The 23,444-nt window shown below is 73.2% G+C and carries 30 protein-coding genes; 10 read left to right on the top strand and 20 right to left on the bottom strand.

The features are described from left to right. Positions 1 to 98: 98 nt before the first annotated feature. Positions 99 to 1,238 (top strand): sensor histidine kinase, encoded by a 1,140-nt coding sequence (locus tag LNK82_RS32085; RefSeq protein WP_230570640.1) that lies wholly within the window; start codon positions 99 to 101, stop codon positions 1,236 to 1,238. After that, a complete protein-coding gene (locus LNK82_RS32080; RefSeq protein WP_230570639.1) occupies positions 1,235 to 1,837 on the top strand; it encodes a response regulator transcription factor in 603 nt (200 codons plus the stop codon). Before LNK82_RS32085 ends, LNK82_RS32080 begins: the two co-directional genes overlap by 4 nt. On the opposite strand, the gene LNK82_RS32075 is transcribed toward LNK82_RS32080, so the two are convergent. Continuing rightward, complete coding sequence (locus tag LNK82_RS32075) at positions 1,795 to 3,186, bottom strand: aldehyde dehydrogenase family protein (RefSeq protein WP_443706267.1); 1,392 nt, start codon at positions 3,184 to 3,186, stop codon at positions 1,795 to 1,797. The two genes, LNK82_RS32080 and LNK82_RS32075, sit on opposite strands and share 43 nt — an antisense overlap. Before the next feature lie 70 nt (positions 3,187 to 3,256). Here LNK82_RS32075 and LNK82_RS32070 point away from each other — a divergent pair, with 70 nt between their 5' ends. Beyond that, complete coding sequence (locus LNK82_RS32070) at positions 3,257 to 3,655, top strand: ChaB family protein (RefSeq protein WP_230570637.1); 399 nt, start codon at positions 3,257 to 3,259, stop codon at positions 3,653 to 3,655. Between the two features lie 28 nt (positions 3,656 to 3,683). On the opposite strand, the gene LNK82_RS32065 is transcribed toward LNK82_RS32070, so the two are convergent. The 3 genes from LNK82_RS32065 to LNK82_RS32055 all read right to left on the bottom strand — a co-directional run bounded on the left by LNK82_RS32065 (position 3,684) and on the right by LNK82_RS32055 (position 6,264). Next, the gene (locus LNK82_RS32065; RefSeq protein ID WP_230570636.1) at positions 3,684 to 5,024 is read right to left on the bottom strand and encodes a sensor histidine kinase; all 1,341 of its coding nucleotides are present in this window, start codon (positions 5,022 to 5,024) and stop codon (positions 3,684 to 3,686) included. Next, the gene (locus tag LNK82_RS32060) at positions 5,021 to 5,692 is read right to left on the bottom strand and encodes a response regulator transcription factor (protein WP_230570635.1); all 672 of its coding nucleotides are present in this window, start codon (positions 5,690 to 5,692) and stop codon (positions 5,021 to 5,023) included. The genes LNK82_RS32065 and LNK82_RS32060 overlap by 4 nt, the downstream gene beginning before the upstream one ends. Positions 5,693 to 5,781: 89 nt before the next feature. Beyond that, on the bottom strand, positions 5,782 to 6,264 hold the full coding sequence (locus LNK82_RS32055) for a hypothetical protein (RefSeq protein ID WP_230570634.1): 483 nt from the start codon (positions 6,262 to 6,264) through the stop codon (positions 5,782 to 5,784). A gap of 127 nt (positions 6,265 to 6,391) precedes the next feature. On the opposite strand from LNK82_RS32055, the gene LNK82_RS32050 reads away from it, so the two are divergent. Beyond that, the gene (locus LNK82_RS32050; protein WP_230570633.1) at positions 6,392 to 6,847 is read left to right on the top strand and encodes a DUF1772 domain-containing protein; all 456 of its coding nucleotides are present in this window, start codon (positions 6,392 to 6,394) and stop codon (positions 6,845 to 6,847) included. A 12-nt stretch (positions 6,848 to 6,859) separates the two neighbouring features. Here LNK82_RS32050 and LNK82_RS32045 read toward each other — a convergent pair whose 3' ends face one another. Further along, positions 6,860 to 7,642 carry an SDR family oxidoreductase gene (locus LNK82_RS32045; RefSeq protein ID WP_230570632.1) on the bottom strand — a complete coding sequence of 261 codons (783 nt, stop codon included), beginning with the start codon at positions 7,640 to 7,642 and terminating at the stop codon, positions 6,860 to 6,862. 123 nt (positions 7,643 to 7,765) lie between these two features. Here LNK82_RS32045 and LNK82_RS32040 point away from each other — a divergent pair, with 123 nt between their 5' ends. From LNK82_RS32040 to LNK82_RS32030, 3 genes are all read left to right on the top strand, one after another. After that, positions 7,766 to 8,938, top strand: a complete 1,173-nt coding sequence (locus LNK82_RS32040) for a zinc-dependent alcohol dehydrogenase (RefSeq protein ID WP_230570631.1) — start codon at positions 7,766 to 7,768, stop codon at positions 8,936 to 8,938. A 17-nt stretch (positions 8,939 to 8,955) separates the two neighbouring features. Continuing rightward, positions 8,956 to 9,324: a hypothetical protein gene (locus LNK82_RS32035; protein WP_230570630.1), complete on the top strand. Its 369-nt coding sequence runs from the start codon at positions 8,956 to 8,958 to the stop codon at positions 9,322 to 9,324. An 82-nt stretch (positions 9,325 to 9,406) separates the two neighbouring features. Beyond that, a complete protein-coding gene (locus LNK82_RS32030) occupies positions 9,407 to 10,081 on the top strand; it encodes a DUF6766 family protein (RefSeq protein WP_230570629.1) in 675 nt (224 codons plus the stop codon). A 9-nt stretch (positions 10,082 to 10,090) separates the two neighbouring features. Here the strand turns inward: LNK82_RS32030 and LNK82_RS32025 are convergent, their stop codons facing one another. From LNK82_RS32025 to LNK82_RS31985, 9 genes are read right to left on the bottom strand one after another with little or no spacing between them, the layout of a single operon-like run. Next, the gene (locus LNK82_RS32025) at positions 10,091 to 10,609 is read right to left on the bottom strand and encodes a DUF6328 family protein (protein WP_230570628.1); all 519 of its coding nucleotides are present in this window, start codon (positions 10,607 to 10,609) and stop codon (positions 10,091 to 10,093) included. Positions 10,610 to 10,639: 30 nt separating this feature from the next. Then, entirely contained in the window at positions 10,640 to 11,812 is a 1,173-nt protein-coding gene (locus LNK82_RS32020; RefSeq protein WP_230570627.1) for a cytochrome P450, read from the bottom strand. After that, complete coding sequence (locus tag LNK82_RS32015; RefSeq protein WP_230570626.1) at positions 11,803 to 12,483, bottom strand: SDR family oxidoreductase; 681 nt, start codon at positions 12,481 to 12,483, stop codon at positions 11,803 to 11,805. Before LNK82_RS32015 ends, LNK82_RS32020 begins: the two co-directional genes overlap by 10 nt. Next, entirely contained in the window at positions 12,483 to 13,769 is a 1,287-nt protein-coding gene (gene rfaE2, locus LNK82_RS32010) for a D-glycero-beta-D-manno-heptose 1-phosphate adenylyltransferase (protein ID WP_230570625.1), read from the bottom strand. The genes LNK82_RS32015 and rfaE2 overlap by 1 nt, the downstream gene beginning before the upstream one ends. Further along, positions 13,766 to 14,341: a D-sedoheptulose-7-phosphate isomerase gene (locus LNK82_RS32005; protein ID WP_230570624.1), complete on the bottom strand. Its 576-nt coding sequence runs from the start codon at positions 14,339 to 14,341 to the stop codon at positions 13,766 to 13,768. The genes rfaE2 and LNK82_RS32005 overlap by 4 nt, the downstream gene beginning before the upstream one ends. Then, complete coding sequence (locus tag LNK82_RS32000) at positions 14,338 to 15,543, bottom strand: glycosyltransferase (protein ID WP_230570623.1); 1,206 nt, start codon at positions 15,541 to 15,543, stop codon at positions 14,338 to 14,340. The genes LNK82_RS32005 and LNK82_RS32000 overlap by 4 nt, the downstream gene beginning before the upstream one ends. Beyond that, the gene (locus tag LNK82_RS31995; protein ID WP_230570622.1) at positions 15,540 to 16,418 is read right to left on the bottom strand and encodes a glycosyltransferase; all 879 of its coding nucleotides are present in this window, start codon (positions 16,416 to 16,418) and stop codon (positions 15,540 to 15,542) included. The genes LNK82_RS32000 and LNK82_RS31995 overlap by 4 nt, the downstream gene beginning before the upstream one ends. Continuing rightward, the gene (locus tag LNK82_RS31990) at positions 16,415 to 17,407 is read right to left on the bottom strand and encodes a glycosyltransferase family 9 protein (protein ID WP_230570621.1); all 993 of its coding nucleotides are present in this window, start codon (positions 17,405 to 17,407) and stop codon (positions 16,415 to 16,417) included. Before LNK82_RS31990 ends, LNK82_RS31995 begins: the two co-directional genes overlap by 4 nt. Continuing rightward, entirely contained in the window at positions 17,404 to 17,919 is a 516-nt protein-coding gene (locus LNK82_RS31985) for a D-glycero-alpha-D-manno-heptose-1,7-bisphosphate 7-phosphatase (protein WP_230570620.1), read from the bottom strand. The genes LNK82_RS31990 and LNK82_RS31985 overlap by 4 nt, the downstream gene beginning before the upstream one ends. Positions 17,920 to 18,066: 147 nt before the next feature. On the opposite strand from LNK82_RS31985, the gene LNK82_RS31980 reads away from it, so the two are divergent. After that, positions 18,067 to 18,585: an SRPBCC family protein gene (locus LNK82_RS31980; protein WP_230570619.1), complete on the top strand. Its 519-nt coding sequence runs from the start codon at positions 18,067 to 18,069 to the stop codon at positions 18,583 to 18,585. Positions 18,586 to 19,013: 428 nt separating this feature from the next. Here the strand turns inward: LNK82_RS31980 and LNK82_RS31975 are convergent, their stop codons facing one another. From LNK82_RS31975 to LNK82_RS31960, 4 genes are read right to left on the bottom strand one after another with little or no spacing between them, the layout of a single operon-like run. Next, a complete protein-coding gene (locus tag LNK82_RS31975) occupies positions 19,014 to 19,544 on the bottom strand; it encodes a hypothetical protein (protein WP_230570618.1) in 531 nt (176 codons plus the stop codon). Positions 19,545 to 19,548: 4 nt separating this feature from the next. Next, on the bottom strand, positions 19,549 to 20,277 hold the full coding sequence (locus LNK82_RS31970; protein ID WP_230570617.1) for a metallophosphoesterase family protein: 729 nt from the start codon (positions 20,275 to 20,277) through the stop codon (positions 19,549 to 19,551). After that, entirely contained in the window at positions 20,274 to 20,522 is a 249-nt protein-coding gene (locus tag LNK82_RS31965) for a BON domain-containing protein (RefSeq protein WP_230570616.1), read from the bottom strand. Before LNK82_RS31965 ends, LNK82_RS31970 begins: the two co-directional genes overlap by 4 nt. Continuing rightward, positions 20,522 to 21,091, bottom strand: a complete 570-nt coding sequence (locus LNK82_RS31960) for a nucleotidyltransferase family protein (RefSeq protein WP_230570615.1) — start codon at positions 21,089 to 21,091, stop codon at positions 20,522 to 20,524. Before LNK82_RS31960 ends, LNK82_RS31965 begins: the two co-directional genes overlap by 1 nt. Positions 21,092 to 21,167: 76 nt before the next feature. Here LNK82_RS31960 and LNK82_RS31955 point away from each other — a divergent pair, with 76 nt between their 5' ends. Further along, positions 21,168 to 21,413, top strand: a complete 246-nt coding sequence (locus tag LNK82_RS31955; protein ID WP_230570614.1) for a DUF6480 family protein — start codon at positions 21,168 to 21,170, stop codon at positions 21,411 to 21,413. Positions 21,414 to 21,432: 19 nt separating this feature from the next. On the opposite strand, the gene LNK82_RS31950 is transcribed toward LNK82_RS31955, so the two are convergent. Further along, positions 21,433 to 22,452 (bottom strand): NAD-dependent epimerase/dehydratase family protein, encoded by a 1,020-nt coding sequence (locus tag LNK82_RS31950; RefSeq protein WP_230570613.1) that lies wholly within the window; start codon positions 22,450 to 22,452, stop codon positions 21,433 to 21,435. On the opposite strand from LNK82_RS31950, the gene LNK82_RS31945 reads away from it, so the two are divergent. Then, positions 22,451 to 23,239, top strand: a complete 789-nt coding sequence (locus LNK82_RS31945) for a ZIP family metal transporter (protein ID WP_230570680.1) — start codon at positions 22,451 to 22,453, stop codon at positions 23,237 to 23,239. The two genes, LNK82_RS31950 and LNK82_RS31945, sit on opposite strands and share 2 nt — an antisense overlap. A gap of 1 nt (position 23,240) precedes the next feature. Here LNK82_RS31945 and LNK82_RS31940 read toward each other — a convergent pair whose 3' ends face one another. After that, entirely contained in the window at positions 23,241 to 23,399 is a 159-nt protein-coding gene (locus LNK82_RS31940; RefSeq protein WP_230570612.1) for a hypothetical protein, read from the bottom strand. Positions 23,400 to 23,444 lie beyond the last annotated feature (45 nt).

Genomic DNA, 23,444 nt, shown 5'->3' with positions numbered 1-23,444 from the left:
TGGTCGCGCGCCCGTGCCGCACCCAGTGCCGTGGCTCACCGGTCCCTGTGACAGATGTCAGCAGACAGGTGCGCGATCCGACTCGTAGATTCGTCGGTGTGACTCCCTTGAACGGGCTCCGCCGCTACACGTGGTGGACCGTCGTGGCCGGCGGCGTGGTGGTCGCCCTGGGCACGGTGGCCGACTTGTTCGCGCACGACTACGGCGTGCTGACGTCGGTGCTGCTGGCGGCGGCCGTGACCCTGGTGATCGTCCAGCACGTGCGGTACATGCGGCAGGCGATGGTCGGGCTGGGCCGCGGTGACGGCCCGCCCTGGGAGCACGCGGCGACGTTCGCGGTGGCGCTGGTGGCGTGGGCGGTGACGAGCGGCGCCCACGGCTTCATGCCCGTCTGGGCCGTGCTGCCCGCCCTGGTGGTCGCCCACGTGGGCGCGATCCTGCCGGCCCGCCGCCGGTGGCCGGTGGTGGCGCTGATGGCGGTGCTCTCCGTCGCGACGGGCGGGCTGTTCGGCGGTGAGGACGCCGGTCCGGCGATGCTCATGGCCGGGGTGATGGTCGTCGCGCTGGTGTTCGCCGACCTGGCCCAGCTGTGGATGTGGGACCTGGCGGTGAGGCAGGAGCAGAGCCGCAAGACCGCCGAGGCGCTGGCCGTGGCCGAGGAGCGGTTGCGGTTCGCCGCCGACCTGCACGACATCCAGGGCCACCACCTGCAGGCCATCGCGCTGAAGGGCGAGCTGGCGCAGCGGCTGATCGGCCGGGACGACGAGCTGGCCAGGCAGCACGCGGGCGAGGTGGCGGAGCTGGCGCGGACGGCGCTGAAGGAGACCCGCGAGGTGGTGCAGGGCTACCGGCGGGCGAGCCTGGGCACGGAGATCACGAACGCGGTGGGCGTGCTGCGGGCGGCGGGCATCGAGACGACGGTCTCCGGTGACGCGGCGGGCGTGCCGCCGCCGTTGCAGCCGCTGTTCGGGGCGCTGGTGCGGGAGGGCACGACGAACGTGCTGCGGCACAGCCGGGCGCGGCGCTGCTCGGTGCTGATCGAGTCGGTCGACGGCCAGGTGTGCGTGCGGCTGCGCAACGACGGCGTGCCGGCCGACTTCCCGGGCGCGGACGGCGAGGGCGGTGCGGGGCTGGCCGGGTTGCGCGAGCGGTTCGCCACCGTCGGCGGGCGCGTCGACGGTGGTCCGGCGGGTCCGGACGGGTTCGAGCTGGTCGGCAAGGCGGGGGTGGGCCGGTGATCCGCGTGGTGCTGGCCGACGACGAGGACCTGATCCGGGGCGCGCTGGCGGCGTTGCTGGAGCTGGAGGACGACATCTCGGTGGTCGCGCAGGCCAGCGACGGCGACGCGGCGGTCGCGGCGGTGCGCGCGCACCGGCCCGACATCGCGGTGTTCGACCTGGAGATGCCGCGGCGGGACGGCGTGCTCGCGGCGGAGGCGGTGCGCGGGCTGGACGGTGTCGCGGTGGTGATCGTGACCCGGCACGCGCGGCCGGGCGTGCTGCGGCGGGCGTTGAGCGCGGGTGTGCGCGGGTTCGTGCCCAAGACGACGCCGGCCGCGCAGCTCGCCTCGATCCTGCGGGACGTGCACGCGGGCCGGCGTTACGTGGACTCCGAGATCGCCGCCGCCGCGTTGACCGAGGGCGTGTGCCCGTTGACCGCGCGGGAGCTGGACGTGCTGCGGTACGCGCTCCAGGGCGGCACGGTGGCCACGATCGCCGGTGAGGCCCACCTGGCGGCGGGCACGGTGCGCAACTACCTGTCGTCGGCGATGACGAAGCTCGGCGTGGCCACCCGCTACGAGGCCGCCCGGCTGGCCTGGGACGAGGGCTGGATCTGAGCCTGCCCGAGGTGCACGACCTTCACCGTCGTCATCTCGTCCAGCAGCTCGGGACCGTAGCCGAACCCGGTGCCGGACAGCCGGCGCGGCTGGGCCGCGCCGCCCGGAGCACCGCCGAACACCGCGTTGACCTTCACCGTGCCGACGGGCAGCGCCCGCCACGCGTGCTGCGCGTGCGCCATGGACCCGGTGAGCACGGTCGCGGCCAGGCCGTGCTCGTCCACGCACGCCTCGGCCAGGCCCTCCTCGAACGACGCGACCACGCGCACGGGCGCGACCGGGCCGAACGTCTCCTCCCTCATCACGCGCATGTCCGGCGTGCAGCGGTCGAGCACGGTGGCCGGGTAGTACGCGCCCTCGCGGTCCGGGATCTCGCCGCCGACCAGCGGTTGCGCGCCGTCCGCCACCGCCTCGGCGACGTGCGCGTGCACGTGCTCCCGCATCCGGAGGTCCACCAGGGGCTGCGGGTCGGCGTTCCACCGCCGGGCTTCCTCGCACAGCGCGTCCAGGAAGCCGTCGGCGGCGGCCCGGTGCACGAAGATCCGTTCGACGGACGTGCACAGCTGGCCCGCGTTGGTGAACGCGCCGATCGCGGCCTGCTCGGCGGCCCAGACCGGGTCCACGTCGGCGTCGACCAGCAGCGGGTCGTTGCCGCCGTTCTCCAGCAGGGCCTTCGCGCCGGTCCGGGCGCACGCGGCGGCGATCGACCGGCCGGTCGCCGTGCCGCCGACGTGCGCGACGACGTCCACGTGCGGTGACGCGGCCAGCGCCGCGCCCACCGAGGCGTCACCGGTGAGGCTCTGGAGCACGCCCGGTGGGAAGTGGTCGACCATGAGTTGCGCGAGCAGCACGCCCGTGTGCGGGCAGCGCTCGCTCGGCTTGTGCACGACGGTGTTGCCGGTCACCAGGGCCGCGCCGAGCAGGCCGCAGGACACGGCGACCGGGTCGTTCCACGGTGTCAGCGCGACGACCACGCCGCGCGGTTGCGGGATCATGAAGTCGGCCGCGTCGTGCGAGCCCTGGAGCGACCGGCCGCGGTGGACCGGACCCAGCTCGGCGTACTGCTCCAACGTGGACACGCCGGCCAGCACACCGTCCCGTGCGGACGTGAACGGGCGGCCGGTCTCGGAGCGCAGGACGTTCGCCAGGTCCGTCGCGTGCTCCCGGATCGCCTGTGCGGCGGCTTTCAGGGCGGTTCCCCGTTCGGCGGCGGGCGTGGCCGCCCAGCCGGGGTGCGCCTCACGCGCGGTGAGCACTGAGCCAGCCACGTCCTCGTCCGTGGCGGTGGGCAGCCAGCCGATCAGCTGACCGTCGACCGGGCTGTGGACGTCGAGTGCGTCGACACGCATGTCCGTCATGGCCTCCGGGTACCCAGGTGGCCGAGGTGAAACCCGAGGCGAAGCCCCGAGGAGGACAGCCATGCCCGGACGTGAGGAGTTGCCGAGCACGATCGCCCGCTCGCCCAAGAAGGCGCAGCGGACGTGGATCAAGGCGCACGACTCCGCCGTGCAGACGTACGGCGAGGGCCAGCGCTCGCACCGGACCGCGTTCGCCGCGTTGAAGCACTCGTTCGAGAAGGTCGGCGACCACTGGGAGCCGAAGGACCACAAGGGCCCGTCCGACAAGCAGGCCGCTCGCAGCACGCCGAAGCAGGGTCGGACGGCGGGCGGCGTGGACGCCAACGCGAGCAAGCAGCACCTCTACGACCTGGCCAAGAAGTTGGACGTGCCGGGCCGGTCGAGCATGACCAAGCAGCAACTGGTGGAGGCGATCGGCAAGGCGAACAACCGCAAGACCGCCAAGGCCCGGTCCAAGTAGCACCGTCGCGGGACGGTCCGGGCGGCGGTCAGTCCCGCACCACCGGCAGGCGCAGCCGCATCCGCACGCCGCGGTCGAGGGGTTCGGCGGCCACCTCCCCGCCGTGGGTCTCGACCACCCGGCGCACGATGGCCAGGCCGAGCCCGGAGCCGGGCATCGACCGCGCCTGTGCCGACCGGTAGAAGCGGTCGAACACGAAGGGCACGTCCGCCGGCGGGATTCCGGGCCCTTCGTCGGTGATGGCGAACTCCCCGTCGGCCACCGTGACGAGTACCCGGCCGCCGGGCGGGCTCCACTTCACCGCGTTGTCCACGAGGTTCCCGACGGCCCGCTCGATCGCGTCCGGGTCGACGTGGACCAGGCAGGGCGACAGCGCCGACTCGAACCGCGGGCCGCTCGCCCGCGCCGCCGCCTTGGCGATCACCCGGCCGGTCACCAGGTCCAGCCGGGTGTCCTCGGCCCGCGTGGTGCCCTCCCCGTAGCGGGCGAGGTCGATCAGGTCGTTGACCAGCGTGCGCAGCTCACCGACCTGCGCGATCGCCGACCGCACCTGCGCGGGCGCCTCGGGGTCGCGCAGCCCGTCCGCCTCGGCGAGCAGCTCGAGGTTCGTGGTCAGGCTGGTCAGCGGCGTGCGCAGCTCGTGCGACGCGTCGGCGACCAGTCGGCGCTGTGCGTGCACGGAGGCGTCCAGGGCGGTCATCATGGCGGCGAACGACCGGCCGAGGCGGCCGATCTCGTCCCGCCCGGTGAGGTCGACGCGCGCCTTCAGGTCCCGGGTCGCGGTCACGTGCTCGACCGCGTCGGTCAGCACCCGCACCGGCCGCAGCACCCGCCGTGCCGCCAGCCTGGCGGCCAGCGCGGCGACCAGCCCGCCGATCAGGGTCAAGCTGACCAGCAACGCCGCCAACGCGGTCAGGACGTCGGCGCCGTCGGCGAGCGGCCGGGCGACGCGGATCAGCACACCCCGCGACTGCGGCACCGCGGCGGTGTGGAGCCGGTAGTCGACGCCGTGGTGCGTGACGTCCTGGAAGTAGGCGGGCGCGTCGCCCGCGGCCACGGCCACGTCCCGCTCGGTCACGGCGACGAACGCCCGGTTCACACCGGGGAACACCGGCGCGGTGACGAACTGGACCAGCGTGCCGCCCACGACGACCGGGCTTTCGATGGGCATCGCGTGCCCGGAGTCCGCGACCTTCTGCTTGAGCTGCGCGGCGATCGTCGGGCTCTGCGCGGCGGTCTGCGCCAGCGACTCGTCCAGGTGGCGGCGCAGGTCCGCCCGCACCGTCGAGTAGACCACCACCGAGGCGATCGCCAGCGCCACCAGCACCACCGCGCCGCCGGCGAGCCCGACCCTGGTCCGCAGCGTCACGCTCGCTCCCTCAGCACGTACCCCAGGCCGCGCACGGTCTGGATCAGGCGGGGTTCGCCGCCGGACTCCAGCTTCGCGCGCAGGTAGCTGATGTAGACCCACAGCGCGTTGGACGCGGGCCCGAAGTCGTATCCCCAGACGGACTCGAAGATCAGCTCGCGGCCGAGCACCCGGTCCGGGTTGCGCAGGAACAGCTCCAGCAACGCGTGCTCGGTGCGGGTCAGCTCGATCGGCCGCTCGCCCCGGCGCACGCGGTAGGTGGTCGTGTCCATCTCCACGTCGGCGAAGCGCAGCACCTCCTGGCCGACCCCGGTGCGCCGCAGCAGGGCGCGCAGCCTGGCCCGCAGCTCGTCCAGGGCGAACGGCTTGACCAGGTAGTCGTCGGCGCCCGCGTCGAGCCCGGCGACCCGGTCCTCCACCAGGTCGCGCGCGGTCAGCATGAGGATCGGCGTGCGGTCGCCCCGGCGGCGCAGCCTGCGGCAGATCTCCAGGCCGTTGGGCTCGGGCAGCAGCACGTCGAGCACGATCACCTCGGGCCGGACCCGGCCCAGCTCGTCCAGCGCCTGCGCGCCGTCCGCCGCGACCGTCACCTGGTAGCCGTCCCGGCGCAGCGCGTGGGCCAGGGAGTGGCGGACAGCCTCGTCGTCATCCACCACCAAGACCCGCACGCGACCAGTATGAGGCACCGCCGCGGGCCCACTCGCGGGTCGCGGTCCGCACCGGCCGCGCACCGGTCCGGACCACCCTGGTCGACCGGTCACTTCGAGGGTGAACCGACCGGTTCGCCCGGCTTCGGCTTCGGCGGCACGGCGATCTCCTGCTTCACCTCGCGCAGGACGGCCAGCAGCCGTTCGGGCGTGACGCCGAGCCCTTCGGCGATGGCGATGAACCTCCGGTCACCGACGATCTCCGCGCCCCGCGCCTTCACCTTCTCCAGGTCGCGGTACACCTCACGGGACCGGTCGACCGTGATGCCGAGCTTGACGGCCAGCAGCTCGACGGCCTCCGCGGGCACCCCCTCCCGTCCCCCGCCCGGCGCGCCCGGCTTGACGTGCTTCGCCTTCTCCTTCCCCACCTCGTCCTGCGCCGGTTTCTGCTTCGCCGGCTCGTGCCCGGCGGTCACGCCCTTGGCCGTGGTGGGTTCCGCCAGCGCGGGTGACGTGCTCGCGGCGACCACCGCGGTCAGCGTCCCCGCCGTCAGGACGGCCGCGACGAGCCTGGTCCGGATCCGCATTCGCATCCCTGCCTCCAGTCCGGGCGCCGGGCGGTCCGGCGCCTGGGACCAGCAGACCAAGCCCGGCTCAGCGGGACGTTGGGCGAACCTTGGAATCACCTCAGGACTCGACCGGACTCCGTAGGATCACCGCATGGGACTCCGGTTGCCGTGGGCCGCGCTGGCCCGACTCGGCCAAGCGCACTGGTTCGCCGGCAACCTCTACGAGGCCGCGGTCGACGTGCCCGGGTTGCTCGCGGACGCCCGGCCGAACCGGGAACCCCGGCTCCTCGGCCCCGGCAGCCCGTTGCGCTACTACGCGCCGGCGGCGCCGGTGACCCTCGTGGCCACCGGTGTGACGCTGGCGGCGGGCTGGCGCACGGGCGGTGACCGACGGGCCGTCGCCATGTCGGCGGCAGGCACAGTGGCAGCCGCCGCCCTCACGGCTTACCTGGTCAAGGCGGTCAACTTGCCGCTGTTGCGCGGCGAGGGCGCGTTGGGCGACGACGAGCGCCGCCGACTGGTCCGCACCTGGCACCGCGCCAACCTGGTCCGGCTCGCCGCGCTCGCCGCGGCGACCGCCGCGACGCGCCGGGTGACCACGGGGTAGTCGGCGCGCCCATCAGGGTTCCAGCCACGTGCGGTCGGTTAGGAGTTGGCTCGCCTGCGGGCCCATCAAGGTCATGCCGCCGTCCACCACGAACGACGCGCCCGTCACGTAACCGGCCGCCGGTGTCGCGAGGAACGCCACCACGGCGGCCACTTCACTGGCATGCCCGGGACGGCCCAGCGGGACGCCCGGCCGGGGCTCGGTGCGTGGGTCGACGTCCTCCTGGCCCGTCATCGGCGTGGAGATCTCGCCGGGTGCGACCGAGTTCACCGTGATGGCGTGCTCGGCCAGTTCCAGCGCCAGCACCTTGGTCAACGCCCCCAGCCCCGCCTTCGCCGCGCAGTACGGCGCCGCGCCGACCCGCGGCTGGTGCTCGTGGACGCTGGTGATGTTGATGATCCGACCGCCCCGGCCCGCCTTGATCATGTGCTTGGCCGCGCGCTGCGCGCACAGGAAGGCCCCGTCGAGGTCGACCGACAGCACACTGCGCCAAGTGTCGAAGTCCATGTCCACGGCCTTCTGCGCGGTCCCGGTGCCGGCGCAGTTCACCAGCACGTCGATGCCGCCCAGCTCGGCGGCCAGGTCGTCGACCGCGGACGCGGCGGTGGGCAGGTCGGTCAGGTCGAGTCGGCGCACGGCCGCCTGGACGCCCTGCTCCCGGACCTCCCGGGCGGTGGCCGAGGCGCCGTCGGCGTCGGAGTGGAACGTGATGCCGACGTCGACGCCGCCGCCCGCCAAGGCGACCGCGACGGCCTTGCCGATGCCGGAGTCAGAGCCGGTCACGACCGCGCGCATCGGCGCTCCCGCCCGGTCCTGAGGTAGTGGTGCGCTCATGCGCTGCGGGTACCCGGGGCGGTGTTTGCCACACGCCGTGCCGGGAACGCTCCGGGCAGTTCCACAACTGCGGGAGGAGCACCGATGAAGGCCGTCACCTGGCACGGCAAGCGGGACGTGCGCGTGGACACCGTGCCGGATCCGATCCTCAAGGAGCCGACCGACGTCATCGTCCGCATCACGTCCACCGGCTTGTGCGGCTCCGACCTGCACCTGTACGAGGTGATGGGCCCGTTCATCGACGAGGGCGACATCCTCGGGCACGAGCCGATGGGCGTGGTCGAGGAGGTCGGCGCGGAGGTCACCGAGGTCGCGCCGGGCGACCGGGTCGTGGTGCCGTTCAACATCTCGTGCGGCACGTGCTTCATGTGCGACCGCGGCCTGCAGTCGCAGTGCGAAACGACCCAGGTGCGCGAGCAGGGGTCGGGCGCGGCGCTGTTCGGCTACACCAAGCTGTACGGGCAGGTGCCCGGCGGGCAGGCCGAGTACCTGCGGGTGCCGTTCGGCAACACGCTGCCGATCAAGGTCCCGGACGGCCCGCCGGACGACCGGTTCGTCTACCTCTCCGACGTGCTGCCCACGGCGTGGCAGGCGGTGGAGTACGCGGGCACGCGGGACAGCCTGGTCGTGCTCGGGCTCGGCCCGATCGGCGACATGGCGACCCGGATCGCGCAGCACCGGGGCGTCGAGACGGTCATCGGGGTGGACCTCGTGCCCGAACGCATGGCGCGGACCCGCGGGCACGGCGTGACCGTGCTGAACGTGCGGGACAGCCACCTGGTGGACCACATCCGCGAGCTCACCGGCGGGCGCGGGCCGGAGGCCGTCATCGACGCCGTCGGCATGGAGGCGCACGGCGCGCCGGTCGCGAAGCTCGCCCACCAGGCCGTCGGCCTGCTCCCGGACGCCATCGCGGCGCCGTTCATGCGGACCGCGGGCGTGGACCGGCTGCACGCGCTGCGGCTGGCGATCGAGATCGTGCGGCGCGGCGGCACCATCTCGATCTCCGGCGTGTACGGCGGGATGGCCGACCCGATGCCGATGCTGACCCTGTTCGACAAGCAGGTGCAGCTGCGGATGGGCCAGGCCAACGTCTGGCGCTGGGTCCCGGAGATCCTGCCGCTGCTCACCGACGACGACCCGCTCGGCGTGGACGCCTTCGCCACCCACCACCTGCCGCTCGACGAGGCACCTCACGCGTACGAGATCTTCCAGCGCAAGCAGGACAACGCCGTCAAAGTGCTGCTGCGCCCGTGAGGCGTTATCGTCCAGCCATGATCCACTTTCGGTGGTTGCCCGCCGTGGCGTTGCCGGTGGTGTTGGTGGCGGGCGGGTGCGGCACGGCCTCGGACGACCTGGTCCGGCGCGCGGCGGAGGAGTTCACGGCGGCGGTCGCCTCGGGCGACACCGACCGGGCCTGCGGGTTGTTGACCGAACGCGCGCGCGAGGACGCGGAGTGCTCGTCGCTCGACGTGCCCGGTGGGACGGTGGAGGCGGTCGAGGTCTGGGGTGACGCGGCACAGGTCCGCACCTCCGACGACGTGCTGTTCCTGCGGGAGCTGACGGACGGGTGGCGGGTGGCGGGCGCGGGCTGCGAGTCGCAGGGGGAACGGCCGTACGACTGCGAGGTCGGTGGACCGTGACGCAGCGCGGGATGTTCTACGCCTACCTGCTGGGCGTGCTGGGCCTGCTGGTGTACTTCAGCGTCATCGGGCTGGTGGGCCTGTGAAGAGGTTCCTGCGGGACAACGGCTTGGGGCTAATGTTCGGCCTGCTGTGCCTGGCGACGCTGGTCGGGCAGGCGTTCTCCGGCAACGCCGACCTCAACAACCACCGGCTCACCGACGGCGGTGACCCGATCGGCTTCTGGCAGTACGTGACCTCGTCGGACTTCGCCGTCGACGTGGCCGAGAACTGGCAGTCCGAGTACCTCCAGTTCTTCCTGTTCATCTTCGCCACGGTGTGGTTGATGCAGCGCGGCTCGCCGGAGTCGAAACCGGCCGACCGCATGGGTGCGGAGTCCGACGAGGACCAACTGCTGGGCAAGCACGTGAAGGAGCAGTCGCCGCCGTGGGCGAAGGCGGGCGGTTGGCGCACGACGCTGTACTCGAACTCGCTCGGCCTGGTGATGCTCGGCCTGTTCGTCGGCTCGTGGCTGACCCAGTCGATCGCCGGCCGCAGCGCGTACAACAACGACCAGCTGAACACGTTCCAGGACCCGGTGACGTGGTGGGACTACGTGCTGTCGGCCGACTTCTGGAACCGGTCGCTGCAGAACTGGCAGTCCGAGTTCCTGGCCATCGGCTCGATGGTGGTGCTGAGCGTCTACCTGCGCCAGCGGGGATCGCCGGAGTCCAAGCCCGTCGGCACCCCGCACAACACCACGGACGAGACCGGCTGACCGGCTCGCTCACTCGACGCGGTCCTCGTCTTCGTCCGCCTCGTCCTCTTCGTCCTCGTCGGCGGAGCCGCGGTGGCGCTCGCGCAACGGCCACAAGAACCAGAGCGTGCCGAACAGCACGGTCGCGAAACCGCCGAGCGCGAACGCCATCCAGCCCCCGATGATGACCTCGCCGAGGAGCAGGACGGTGCCGATCATCGCCACCGCGAGGAACGCCAGGCCGGCGATCGCGAAGCGGTTCGCCACCTCGATCACGTCCTCGCGCCTGCCGCGGCGGAAGAGCAACCGGTGCCAGGCGGCGGGCGCGGTCAGCAGCGCCACGGCGCACGCGGCCATCAGGATGGTGATCAGGTGCGTGCCGCGGACGTACATGTCCGCCGACGCGTAGCGCTCGGTGAACGTGATCGACAGCAGGAAGCCGAACAGGATCTGGACGCCCGCCTGCGCCACCCGCAGTTCCTGCAACAACTCGTTGAGGTTGCGGGCCAATCTCCGGTGGTGTGACTCCTCAGCCTGGCTCACGGCCATTCCTTACCCACCGATGGCCTGGTTCAACCATCACTTCCGGGTGAAGTACGACAGTCCGAAGTGATTCAGCGTCACGGGCAGCGGCGCGCGCAGCGTCGGCACGTCCAGGTGGTCGCGCAAGGCGTCGAGCATCGTGCTGCCGGCGACCAGCACGAGGTCGCGCCCGGGGCAGATGCCCGGACCGCCGCTGAACGGCACCAGACCGGGATCGTTCGGCGCGGGCCAGTTGTCCGGCGCGTAGGAGTCGGCGTAGGGCAACCGGTCCGGGTCGCGGTGGAAGTACGGCACGAACACGACGAACGTGGTGCCGGCCGGCAGCCACGTGCCGTGCCAGCGGGTGAGTTCGGTGCTCTCGCGCAGGATCACCGGAGTCGTCGGCCACAACCGCGCCGACTCCCAGATCCCGGCCTCGCCCTCGCCGCCCATCGCCAGCGCACGCATGGTCACGATGCCCGCCGCGTCGAACGCGAACAGCCAGTGCGGCGCCTGGCCCAGCAACTCGTCCGGTGGTCGGAGGCTCGCGAGGCTGCCCGGCTCGCGGCGGACCAGGTGCGCCTGCAACCGCTGCTCGAACCGCTCCCGCAGCGCGTTCCGGCGCGGGTGCAGGTAGGCCCAGTTCGCGTTACCGCGCAACGCTTTCAGCATGTCGGTGAGCTCGACGTCCTCCCGCGCGGACGACCCGAGCACGATCCGCCGGGCCGCCCGCCACCACGCCTGCGCGAACGCGTCCCAGGCCAGCCCGCCGGTGCTGCGGACGTGCCGCAGCAACAGGTCCGCCTCGTCGGCCACGATCCCGCGCACGTCGATCCGGTCCGGCCGCAGCACGTCGTCGTTCACCGCGCGCCGCCGCGCCCGCTCCTCCCCCGTCGAGATCAGCACGCCGTGCGGCTGGAAGTGCGCCGGCGCGGCGGTCTTCTCGCGGGTGGCCAGGGCGAACGGCGACGGCGAGTCGGCCAGCAGCCGCGCCACGTCCACGGGGTCCAGCAGCAGCGCGGTGCTGCGGCCGGTCACGCGCAGCCGCAGGGGTTCCGGGCCGTACCGCGCGCGGAACCGCCTCATGGTGGCCACCGCGGCGGCGTCCGCCCGCACCTTCTCGCCCAGGGCCGTCACCGCCGGCCGGCGCACGATCACGCCCTTGGCCAGGGTCGGCAGGAGCACCCTGGCGAACGCCCGGCCCGTGTCGAGCCGGGACGCTACGGCCAAGACCCCTCCTCGGCGTGGGCGACCACGAGTTCGCGCACCTCGCAGCCGTCGGGCTGGCGCAACGCGAACACGATCGCGTCGGCGACCCGCTCCGGCGGGTTCAGCTTGCTGTCGTCCGGCGGCCGGTACTGCTCGGCCCGGTCGTCGAAGAAGTGCGTGCGCATGCCGCCGGGGATCACCAGCGTGACGCCGACCCGCCCGGCGGTCTCGGCGGCCAGCGCCCTGGTGAAGCCGACCACGCCGAATTTCGAGGCGCAGTACGCGGTGGCGTCGCCGACCGCCTTGATGCCGAGCGTGGACGCGATGGTCACGACCCGGCCGCCGGCCAGCATCGGCAACGCCGCCCGCACCACCGCCGCGGTGCCGAGCAGGTTCACCATCACCACGCGGTCCCAGTCCGCGCCGGACACGTCCTCCAGCCGGCCGCACGCGTCCGTGCCCGCCGCCGTGACAACGGCCCGCAGGCCGCCGTTGCGCTCGGCTATGGCCCGCACCGCGCGTTCCGCCGCCCTGGTGTCCGACAGGTCGACCGACTCGAAGTCGGCCACCTCCGGGGACGACGGCGCGGCCTTGTCCAGCACGAGCGGGCGCCCGCCCAGCTCGTGCACCGCGTGCACCACGGCCGCGCCCAAGCCGGACGCGCCTCCGGTCACCAACACCTGGCCGAGCATCAGCCCCTCCTCGACAGCATCTCGGTGGTCGAACGGCCCCGGTGGTAGGGCACGACGACGGTCCGCCCGCCCCAGCCCTTCACCAGGTCCGCCTCCGGCAACGAATCAACGGTGTAGTCGCCGCCCTTGACCCACACGTCCGGACGCAGGGCGGCCAGCACGCGCTCTGGCGTGTCGTCCTCGAACACCACCACGTCGTCGACGCAGCCCAGCGCGCGCAGCACCTCGACCCGGTCCTGCTCCTTGGTGACGGGCCGGTCCGGGCCCTTGAGCCGGCGCACGGACGCGTCGGAGTTCAGGCACACCACCAGGCAGTCGCCGAGCGACCGGGCGGCGCGCAGGGTGCGGACGTGGCCGGCGTGCAGCAGGTCGAAGCAGCCTCCGGTGGCGACGACCGTGCCGCCGCGCGCCCGTACCGCGTCCACTGTGGACATCTGGTCCGCGGGCCGGAAGCCGGACGCACCGCCGCAGCGCAGGAACTCGGCGGCGGAGGTCACGGCGTCGGCGACCGCGTCGTCCATCGCCGCGCCCCGCATGAGCCGTGCCGCGGCCGTCACCGCGAACCGGTCGCCCGCGCCGCACGGGTCGACCACGGGCACGCGTGGCGCGGGGACCGCGACCGGCGTGCCGCCGCCGTGCAGCAGCGCGCCGCCGGCGCCGAGCGTGACGACGACGGCCCGTGCCCGCCACCGGTCCCGCAGCGCTTTCAGGGCGTCCATAGGGTCGGCGTGGCCGCTGAACGCCTTCGCCTCGGCGGCGTTGGGCGTGACCAGGCGGGCGCCGGGCACCGGGTCCGGGCCGCGCGGGTGCGGGTCCCAGACCACCGGGCGGCGGGCGAGCACGCCGCGCAGCCGTTCGTCGCGCACCAGCCCGCGGCCGTAGTCGGAGACCAGCACGCAGTCGGCTTCCAGGACGGCGTCGAGCATGTCGTCGGTGGCGTGGGGCGTGCCGGGGCCGCCGCCCCGGTCGAGCCGGGCGATCGACTGGTCGCCGCAGCGCAGCCGGGTCTTGACCGGGGTCGGCGTCGGCGAGGGCCCCAGCACGGACCGCACCCGGGCCAGCTCGTCGCGCAGCCGGTGACCGTCCTCGTCGTCGGCGACGGCGGTGACGAGCGTGACGTCCACACCGTCGGCGGCGGCCAGCGCGGCGGCCAACCCTGCCCCACCGGGCCGGGCCCGTTCTTCCTCCACGTCCAGCACGGGCGCGGGCGCGTCCGGGCACAGCCGCTCGGCGGTGCCCACCACGTCCACGTCGAGCAACGAGTCGCCGACGACCACCAGCTTCACGAGACCCTCCGTTCGGCTGCCGGCAGGGCCGCTTCGAAGGCGGCGCACAGGGCGTGGACCGCGACCAGTTGGGCCTCCTGCACGTTCGCGGGCTCGCCGGGCAGTGCCAGCACCTCGTCCACCGCCTCCGCCAGCGGGTTCGGGGTGGGGCCCGTCATCGCCCACACGTGCGCGCCCGCACGCCGGGCCGCGTTCGCCGCCTGGATCAGGTTCGGGCTGCGTCCGCTGGTCGACAGCAGCACGACCACGTCCTGCGGCCGGGCGTGCGCGGTGACCTGGCGGGCGAACACCTCCTCGTAGCCGTAGTCGTTGCCGATCGCGGTGACGCTGGAGGACTCCGCGCACAGCGCGATCGCCGAGAACGGCCGCCGGTCGTCGCGGAACCGGCCGACGAGCTCGGCGGTCAGGTGCTGCGCCTCGGCGGCCGACCCGCCGTTGCCCGCGGCCAGCAGCCGGCCGCCGTCGGTGAGCCTGCGGGCCAGCACGCCGCCCCAGCGGGTCAGCCGCGGGGCCTGGGCGCGCAGCCCGGCCAGGGACTGGGCCAGTCCGTTCAGGTGGGTCTCGATGCTCATCGCGCACCTCCCACGGCCACGGCCTGACCCGCGGTGACCCGCTCGTAGACGCGTTCGGTGTCTTCGGCGATCCGGCTCCACGTGTAGCGCACGCCGACCCGGTCCAGGCCCGCCAGCCCGCACGCCTCCCGCCGGGCCTGGTCGGCCAGCAACGAGTGCAGCGCGCGGGCCAGCGCGGACGGGTCGCGCGGCGGCACGAGCACGCCGGTCACGCCGTCCACCACGGTGTCGATCAGGCCGCCGACGGCACTGGCCACCACCGGCACGCCGCACGCCATGGCCTCCAGCGGCACGATGCCGAACGGCTCGTACCAGGGCACGCACGCCACCACGTCGGCCGAGCGCAGCAACGCGGGCATGGCGTCCCGCGAGACCTGCCCGGCCAGCCACAGCCGCCCGCGCACGCCGACGCGGTCCGCGTGCTCGGCCAGCCGCCGCGCCTCCGGGTCGGTCTCGACGTCCACCGGGCCGCCCGCGATGACCAGCTCGGTGTCCGGCAACGACCGCAAGGCGGTGATCAGGTCCTGGAAGCCCTTGCGCGGCACCAGCCTGCCGACGGAGACGATCCGGTGGGGGTAACGGCGGCGGGCGGTCGGGCCGTCGGGCCGAAAGCGCACCGGGTCGACCCCGCACGGCACGACGGAGATCCGCGAGCGCTGCACGCCCATGCGCATCAGCTCGGTCACCTCGTCGTCGCACGTCGCGGCGATCCGGTCGGCCTCGCGCCCGATCATCCGCTCGATGCCGATCCGCTCGGCCGGGCTGGTGTCGTCCGCGCCCTGGTGGCGGCGCTTCACCGTGCCCAGGGCGTGGTAGGTCTGCACGACGGGCACGCCGACCTTGCGCGCCGCGAGCACCGAGGCCAAGCCGGACATCCAGAAGTGCGCGTGCACGACGTCGGGTCGCTCCTCGTACCACCGCTGCTCCAGGAAGCGGGCGAACTCGCCCATGTGCGGCAGCAGCTCGTCCTTCGGCACCGTGCGGGCGGGACCGGCGGGCACGTGCACGACCTCGTAGCCCTGCTCGGCGCGCACCCGCTCGGGCAGGTCCGGGTCGTCGCGACGGGTGTAGACCACCACGTCGTGCCCCAGTGCCGACAACCCCGCCGACAACGCGGCGACGTGCACGTTCTGCCCGCCTGCGTCGACACCGCCCAGGGTGGCCAACGGCCCGGCGTGCTCGGACACCATCGCGATCCTCATCCGCTCACTCCTGTCAGCAACCGGTCCCAACTCCGCAGGAAGGCGTCGAGGCCGTACCGGGCCAGGGCGAACTCCCTGGCGTGCTTTCCCTTCTGCCTGGCCAGCGCGGGGTCCGCGACCAACTCGGACACGGCCCGCACCAGCTCGTCCACGTCGGTGGACACCACGCCCGCCTCCGGCGGCACCGCGCGCACCGCTTCGGTGCACGCCAACGCCACCACGGGCAGCCCCAGGTGCATCGCCTCGATCAGCGACAGCCCCAGCGACGTCCACCGCACCGGGTGCAGGTACAGCCGTCGCACGGCCAGTTCCCCGTGCAGCGACTCCAGGTCGTGGTCGCCGCGCCCCATCGCGCCCAGCTTGCGGGTCTTCATGCCGTAGACGTCCAGCGGCGCCGCCTCGGCGAACCGCGGCAGCAGGTCCGTGCCGACCGCCCGGCCGCGGCGCACCGGGTCGTTGACCACGACGGCCGCACGGGGCAGCTCACCGGTGTACCGGAGGCCGGGGTCGACCACGCCGTGCTCGATGACCACCGTGCGGGCGGTGCCGCAGTCCCACATCAGGTCGTTGAAGTGGGTGACGTGGACGATCGTGCCGGACCAGTCCTTGAGCGGGTGAGCCTGGTTCGGGAACTTGGGCGTGTTGTGCTCCAGGTACACGACCGGTATCCCGGTGGGCACCAGGCCGACCTCCACCGGCCGTTGCAGCACCGCGATGTCGGCGTCCACTTCGGACACGTCGACCTCGCGGGCCGCGGGCCAGTCGCGCCCGGACAGGCCGATGCCGTTGGGCGGCCCCGGGATCAGGTACTCGTGACCGCCGCGGACGAAGGCGTTCGTCCACGAGCCGTGCACGTGCCACAGCAGGATCTTCACGTCCGCACCCCCACGAGTTCGGCGACGGCGGTCACGACCCGGTCGGCCGTCACCCGGTCCAGGCACGGGTGGCCGGGCACCGGGCACTCGCGTGCGCGCGAGTCGCGGCACGCGGCACCCTGGTCGCCCAGCAACACGTGCGTCCCGTGCGGCGCCCAACGACTGGCGGGCACGACGGGTGAGAACAAGGACACGACCGGCGTGCCGACCGCGGCGGCGAGGTGCGCCGGTCCGGTGTTGCCGACCACGACGGCGTCCGCGCGGGCCAGCAGCCCGGCCAGTTCGGCGAACGTCGTCCGGCCGCCGAGGTCGACGCCGTGCGCGCCGGCCACGTGCCTGGTCAACTCGGTCTCGTTCGGCCCGCCGGTGACCAGGACCCGGTGCCCGGCTGCCGTGAGCGCCGTGACGGCCTCGGCGCACCGGTGGGGCGACCAGGCGCGGGCGGGCACGGAGGCGCCCGGGTGCAGGACGACGTACGGCCCGATCTCGGTCGGTTCCGGCGGTGTGGTGATCGCCAACCGGCCGTCGTCGCCCGGTGGGAGGTCGAAACCGGCGGCGCGGGCGACTTCGAGCGCACGTTCGGCTTCCGGGAGGTCGGGGTCGTCGCGCAGCCGGACGTCGAGGAGCGAGCCGGGGTAGTCCGTGGAGCGGGCCACGACCTTCGGCACGCCGGCGAGCTTGAGCAGCAGGGCGAGCGGCAGCGGGCTCTGGTGGAAGGAGGTGAGGATCAGGGCCACGTCGGCGCGGATCCCCTTGAGCAGGGCGACGATCCCCTCGATGTCCGGGGTGCGGACGTCGGGCGCCGGGTAGGCGATCCACGGGCAGTCCCACCGCACGACCCGCTGCACGCCGGGCAGAAGTTCGGCCGCCTGCGCGCCGGAATGACCGCACAGCAGCACGACTTCGCCCGCGTGGGCGGCGGCGCGCACGGCCGGGCCGGCGAGCAGCACGTCGCCGTCGCTGTCGAGCCGGGCCACCAGTGTCCTCATAGGACCATCGCCAGCGCTGACCGGAGGTCGGGCGCGGTGTGAGGAGCGCGGTCGACCTCGTCGGGCAAGGTGGCGGGGGTGGGCACGAGGATCGGCGTGGCGCCGGCGGCGAGCGCGGCTTCCACGTCGGCCTCGATGTCGCCGATGAAGTAGGTGCGCTCGGGGCGTGCGCCGAGGGCCGCGCAGGCGCGGAGGATCATGGTGGGCGCGGGTTTGCGGCACTCGCAGCCGTCGTCCGGGTGGTGCGGGCACACCTGCCACGCGCCGAACGGGCCGAGCAGGGCCTCGACTTCGGCGTTCACCGCGTCCACTTGGGCGTGGGTGAGCAGACCGCGACCGATGCCCGACTGGTTGCTGACGACTCCCGTGCGCACCCCGTGGGCGCGGAGGGCCCGTAGGACGTCTCGCGCGCCGGGCATCGGGCGCACCCGGTCCGGGTCGCCGTTGTAGGGCACGTCGCTGATGAGCGTGCCGTCGCGGTCGAAGAGAACCGCGTCGGGGTACTGGTCCACAGAGGAGAGTTAGCCGGTGAGAGGAGAAGCAAACGCTTCTCGGTGAGGCGCTACTCGCCGTCACCCCGAGGTGGGGCGGATGTGTGTGGAGCCGCCCTCAGGGGTACCCGGTTGTCGAACTCGATTCCCCGAGGAGAGGTTGTTGCAGTGACGACGATCGAGAAGTCCGTGGACGTCGAGGTCCCGGTCACGACCGCGTACAACCAGTGGACCCAGTTCGAGTCGTTCCCGCAGTTCATGGAGGGTGTCGAGCGCATCACCCAGGTCACTCCCACCCGGACCCACTGGGTCACCAAGATCGGTGGTGTGACCAGGGAGTTCGATGCCGAGATCACCGAGCAGCACCCCGACGAGCGGGTCGCGTGGCACACCGTCGACGGTCCGCCGCAGGGTGGTGTGGTGACGTTCCACCGGCTCGACGACCGGCGGACGCGCGTGCACGTGCAGATGGAGTACGACCCGCAGACGCTCACCGAGAAGGCCGGTGCGGCGGTGGGCATGGTCGGCCACCGCGTTTCCGGCGACCTGGAGCGGTTCAAGGAGTTCATCGAGGGTCGCGGCCTGGAGACGGGCGCGTGGCGCGGTGACGTGAGCCGACCGCCGCAGGCCGGCGAGACGCGCCACGACCTGCCGGACGCCGGACGCCCGGGTGATCCGCTGCGATGAGCCGGCAGGCGGTTCGGGAGCCGCGGGATCGGAGTCGTTCACACCCTCCGATCCCCGGGCCCCGACCGCCGGTCGACGGCGGCTGACCGTTCCCGGCCGACCGCCGTTCGCGAGCGAGACGCTGGAAAGCCCCGCCGACTTCGGTCGGCGGGGCTTCCACGTGTCCGGGGGTGTCCGCGGGACGGCGGTATGCCGGGAGGGCGATGGGGCGGAGCGATGAGACGGCGGTCGGCAGTCGGGCGGTCGGCGGCGGCTCGGGGCGGCGGCTCGGGGCGGCGGCTCGGCGGCGCGGCGGTTTCGGGGGTCACTCCTGGGCTTGGATGCGAAAGGCCCGCGGGTGTTCCGCACCCGCGGGCCTCTTCGAGGGCTTCTTCCAGGCGGCGTTCCCTGCCGTGGTCTCCTAGCCGTCCTTCTCCAGCCGCGCTCCCCTAGCCGTCCTTCAGCCTTTCGAACAGCCGGCCCACCGAGCGCCGCAGCGCCGAGGCCGCGTCACCGAGCAGCGAGCCCGACTCGGGAGGGCTGCCGTTCACGGGCCGTTCGGCCGCGTCGGGCGTCTCCGAGTCCACGTCCTGCGCCAGCAGCTCCCGCAACACCTCCAGCACCACCTCCGGGTGCCCGAGCGGCACGGGGGCGGCGAAGGTCTGGGCCGAGCTGATCAGGTCCTGGTGCCTCCGGATCAGCTCCCCGACCCCGGCGCCGGCCGCCGCGCCCGCCACCAGGTGCACCGGCACCTCGCGGTCGGCGAACTCGGACAGGACCTCGTCCACTTCGTGCCACGGCTCGTCCGCCGCGGGCAGCCGGCACCACATGACCTGCAAGTACTCCGTCAACGGCCGCCACGTGCCCGGCAGGTCGCCGTGCCTGCCGACACCGGCCGGGTCGAGGACGATCACCGCCGGCGCGTCGGGCGGCCCCGCCCACACCACGGACGGACCGCCGCTCCTGGGTTCCTCCTGCATGCGGCTACACCTCCACCACGGCTGGTTCCACGCAATAGACCGTGTACGCCGACCGGATGACCGGCTGCGCGACGTTGCGCACCCGCACGCCGCCGGGCGTCATGCCGTGCTCGTTGCCGAAGTGCGCGTGCCCGTGCACGGCCAACTGCGTGTCGTTGGCGTCGATCGCCTCGCCGAGCAGGTAGGACCCGAGGAACGGGTAGATCTCCGGCGGCTCGCCCCGCAACGTGTCCGGCACCGGCGCGTAGTGCGTCAACGCCACCTTCACGTCGGTGTCGAGGCTGCCGAGGGCCGCGGCGAGCGAGTCGGCGATCTCGCTGGTGTGCCGGATGAACGCCTTCATCTCCGGCTCGCCGAACGCGCTGCCGCACTTGCCCGCGAACCCGCCGCCGAAGCCCTTCACGCCGGCGACGCCCAACGTGTGGCCGTTCACGCCGATCGTGGTCGCCTCGCCCTCCAGCACGGTGATGCCCGCGTCCCGGAGCACGGCGGTGACCTCGTCCGGCTGGTCGTCGTGGTGGTCGTGGTTGCCCAGCACCGCGACCACGGGCACGGCCAGGCCGCCGAACTCGTCGGCCACCACCCGCGCCTCGGACACCGTGCCGTGCCGGGTCAGGTCACCGGCCAGCAGCAGCACGTCGGCGCAGTCGCCGAGCTCCTCCAACGCGGGCCGCAACCGACCGCGCGCGTCTTCGCCCAGGTGCACGTCACCCACCGCGGCGATGCGGATCATCGAAGCTCCTCTCGGCCGACCGGCGCTTCGGACGGCACCACCTTCACGTCGTCGAGCACGGTCAACTCCGGGGCCACGTCGTGGATCACGGCCTCGAGCTCGGCGCGGCGCTCCGGACTGGCCACGTCACCGGACAGCAGCACGTGGTCACCGCGCACGGTGACCCGCACGCCCAACTCGGTGGTGCGCGGGTCCTCGGCCAACGCCTGGCGGAGCCGGGCGGAGAGGTACTGTTCTGCGGTCATCAGGCGCTCCTGGTCATCGGTGAGGGCAGGAGGTCGAGGCGTTCGACGAGCACGAGGAACGCCTCGGCGTACGGGGAGTGCTTGGTCGCCGCGCGGACGTGCTCCCAGTCGATCTGCTCGCGCAGCGCGCGGGCGAACGGCAGCAGCTCGCTGAAGTCGCAGCGGTGGCCGTCGAGGACCAGCAGCTTGCCGATCAGCACCTCGGTGGCCGGCATGACCGGCAGCACGACGGAGCCGACCTGGAGGTCCTCGGCCCGCGACAGCGTCGCGTCGGTCACCGGCACCTCGTTGGGCCGGAACAGCAGGTCCACCAGCGAGTCGCCGTCGTAGACCTTGAGCAGCCAGTCCTCGGGCGGTGTCGCGGCACGCATGCCGACCGAGACGAGCGCGCTCACCGCCGCACTGGCGTCCTGCTCCCGGACCAGGATGTCCACATCGTGCTCCGTCGCCGGACCACCCCTGGCGTACACCGCGCACCCGCCCGCCAGGGCGAAGGGGATGTCTTGCGCGCGCAGGGCTTTGGCGACCTTCGTCAACGTCCGCAGCAACTCGTCTTGGACACCGCTCATGCCTGTTGATTACCCGTACGGCTGGGTCTTCACACGGCTGCGGGTAGCGCCGTCCACACGGGGTAGTCCACTCGGCATGACTGCCACACCGCCCGACCCGGACCCGGCACGCACCCCCGGTCTCGAGCCCGGTGGCGGCGTCGCGCCCGGCGAGACACCGCCCGATTCGGGTCAGACCTCCGGCCTGTCCCACCCGCAGCCGATGCCGTCACGGCGCGCCCCGATCATCACGCTGGTGGCCGTGCTGGTCGTGACGCTGCTGGCGCTGGCGTTCGTCGTGGCCCAGGTGATGGGGTGGACGAACCTGTTCGAGGGCTACTGACCGGTCGGGAACGGCCGGGTCAGGGCTTCAGCGGAGGGCTGGGGTGCAGGCCCTCCTTGCGGCCGAGGCCGTCGAGGAGCTGGGCCAGGGTGTCGCGGGCGTTGTGCCGCGGCGCCCAGCCGAGCCGGGCGAACGCCTTGGTGGCGTCCAGCAGCGGCGCGGTGAGCGCCAGGTCGACCCAGCCGTGCGAGGTGGGCTGGAGCCGCAGGCGCCAGCTGACCCGCGCGGCGTTGCGGAGGACGGCCGGAGGGATGGCCACGTGCCGCGTGCCCATGATTTCGGCGAGCACCTGGGGCGTCACGACCGGCTCGGAGACCAGGTTGAACGCGCCCTCGGCCCGCGTGGTGAGGATCTTCACGAGGGCGTCGGCCACGTCGTCGGCGTGCACGAACTGCAACACCATCGTGCGGGGCAGGGGCAGGACGGGCAGCTTGGCGAGGACGTCGGGCCGGAACAGGGCGTGCGGGACCAGGGGCCCGAGGAAGTACCGCTTGATCTCGGCCGCCGCCTCGGGTTGCAGGACCAGACCGGGGCGGACGCGGGTGACGACGAGTCGCGGGTGTTCGCGCTCGACCTGGTCGAGCAGGTGCTCGACGGCCGCCTTGTGCCGGCTGTAGTAGGAGTTCACGAGGCCGTCGGTCGGCCAGCTCTCGTCCACGGTGTGGTCTTTCGAGGCCGGTGAGTACGCGCCGACGGACGACATGTGGACGAGGTGCGGGACGCCGGCCTTCGCGACGGCGGCGAACACGCGCTCGCTACCGGCGACGTTGGTCCGGTAGAGGACGCGTTCGTCGTGGCCGGGTTGGATGCGCCAGGCGAGGTGCACGACGGCGTCGGCGTCCCGGAAGGCCTCGGCGAGGGGTTCCTCCGCGCCTTCGCGGCTGAGGTCGACCGGGGTCCACGTGATGGTGTCGTAGGGCGGTTCGGCTGCGGGCGGACGGCGGGAGATGCCGTGCACGGCGATGTCCGGTTCGTCGGCGAGACGGCGCAGCAGCGCGGTGCCCAGATTGCCGGTGGCGCCGGTGACGACGATCCTCATGGCGGTCGGGTACCCGCGCGGGCCGGGTGCGACACGGGGAGGTCGGGTGTTGCAGGCGGCTGGGTGGGGTTTGCTGGCCGGGTCGGCGCTGGTGCTCGGCGCGCTGGTGGGCTACCTGGTGCGGGTGCCCCGAGGTGTGGTCGCCGGCGTGATGGGGTTCGGCAGCGGCGTGCTGATGTCGGCGGTGTCGTTCGACCTGATCGACGAGGCGCACGAGCTGGGCGGACTGCTGCCCACGGCGTCCGGGGCCGCGCTCGGCGCCCTGGTCTACACCGCGGCGAACGTGGCGTTGGCCAAGCGCGGCGCGCGCCACCGCAAGCGGTCCGGCGGGTTGCAGCCGTCGGAGTCGGAGCACGGCGGGTCGGGTTCGGCGATCGCGGTCGGCGCGCTGCTGGACGGCATCCCGGAGTCGGTGGTGATCGGGGCGAGCCTCCTCGGCGGCGGCGGGGTGAGCGCGGTGACCGTGGCCGCGGTGTTCGTCAGCAACGTGCCGGAAGGGCTGTCATCGGCCGCGGGCATGCGGCGCGCCGGTCGGTCGCGGCGGTACGTGTTCGGCCTCTGGACCGCGATAGCGCTGGTGAGCGGCCTGGCGGCGATGGCGGGCCGCGGCCTGCTGGCCGACGCGCCGCCGCAGTGGCTCGCCTCGATCACGGCGTTCGCGGGCGGGGCGATCCTGGCGATGATCGCCGACACCATGATCCCCGAGGCGTTCGACGACGCCCACCTGCTGGTGGGCGTGGTCACGGTCGCGGGTTTCCTGAGCGCGTTCGCGCTGTCGCACGTCTGAGCTACCTGATCAGGGGGATCCCGAGGAACACCAGGCCGCCGAACAGCGTTGCCACGGCAACACCCACCAGGATCGGCTGCACCCAGTCCTCCCTCTTGCGGGCCAACCAGGCGAAACCGAGGAAGACCACCACTAACGCGATCAGCCGCCAGTCGACCACGACACCCTCCCCTCCGAATGTTCGCGAACATTCGCGAACGCTGCG

Source organism: Saccharothrix luteola (assembly GCF_020859565.1).
GTDB lineage: Bacteria > Actinomycetota > Actinomycetes > Mycobacteriales > Pseudonocardiaceae > Actinosynnema > Actinosynnema luteola.
Note: the sequence above shows the minus strand (reverse complement) of the source record. Positions and strands in the feature narration are given on the sequence as shown.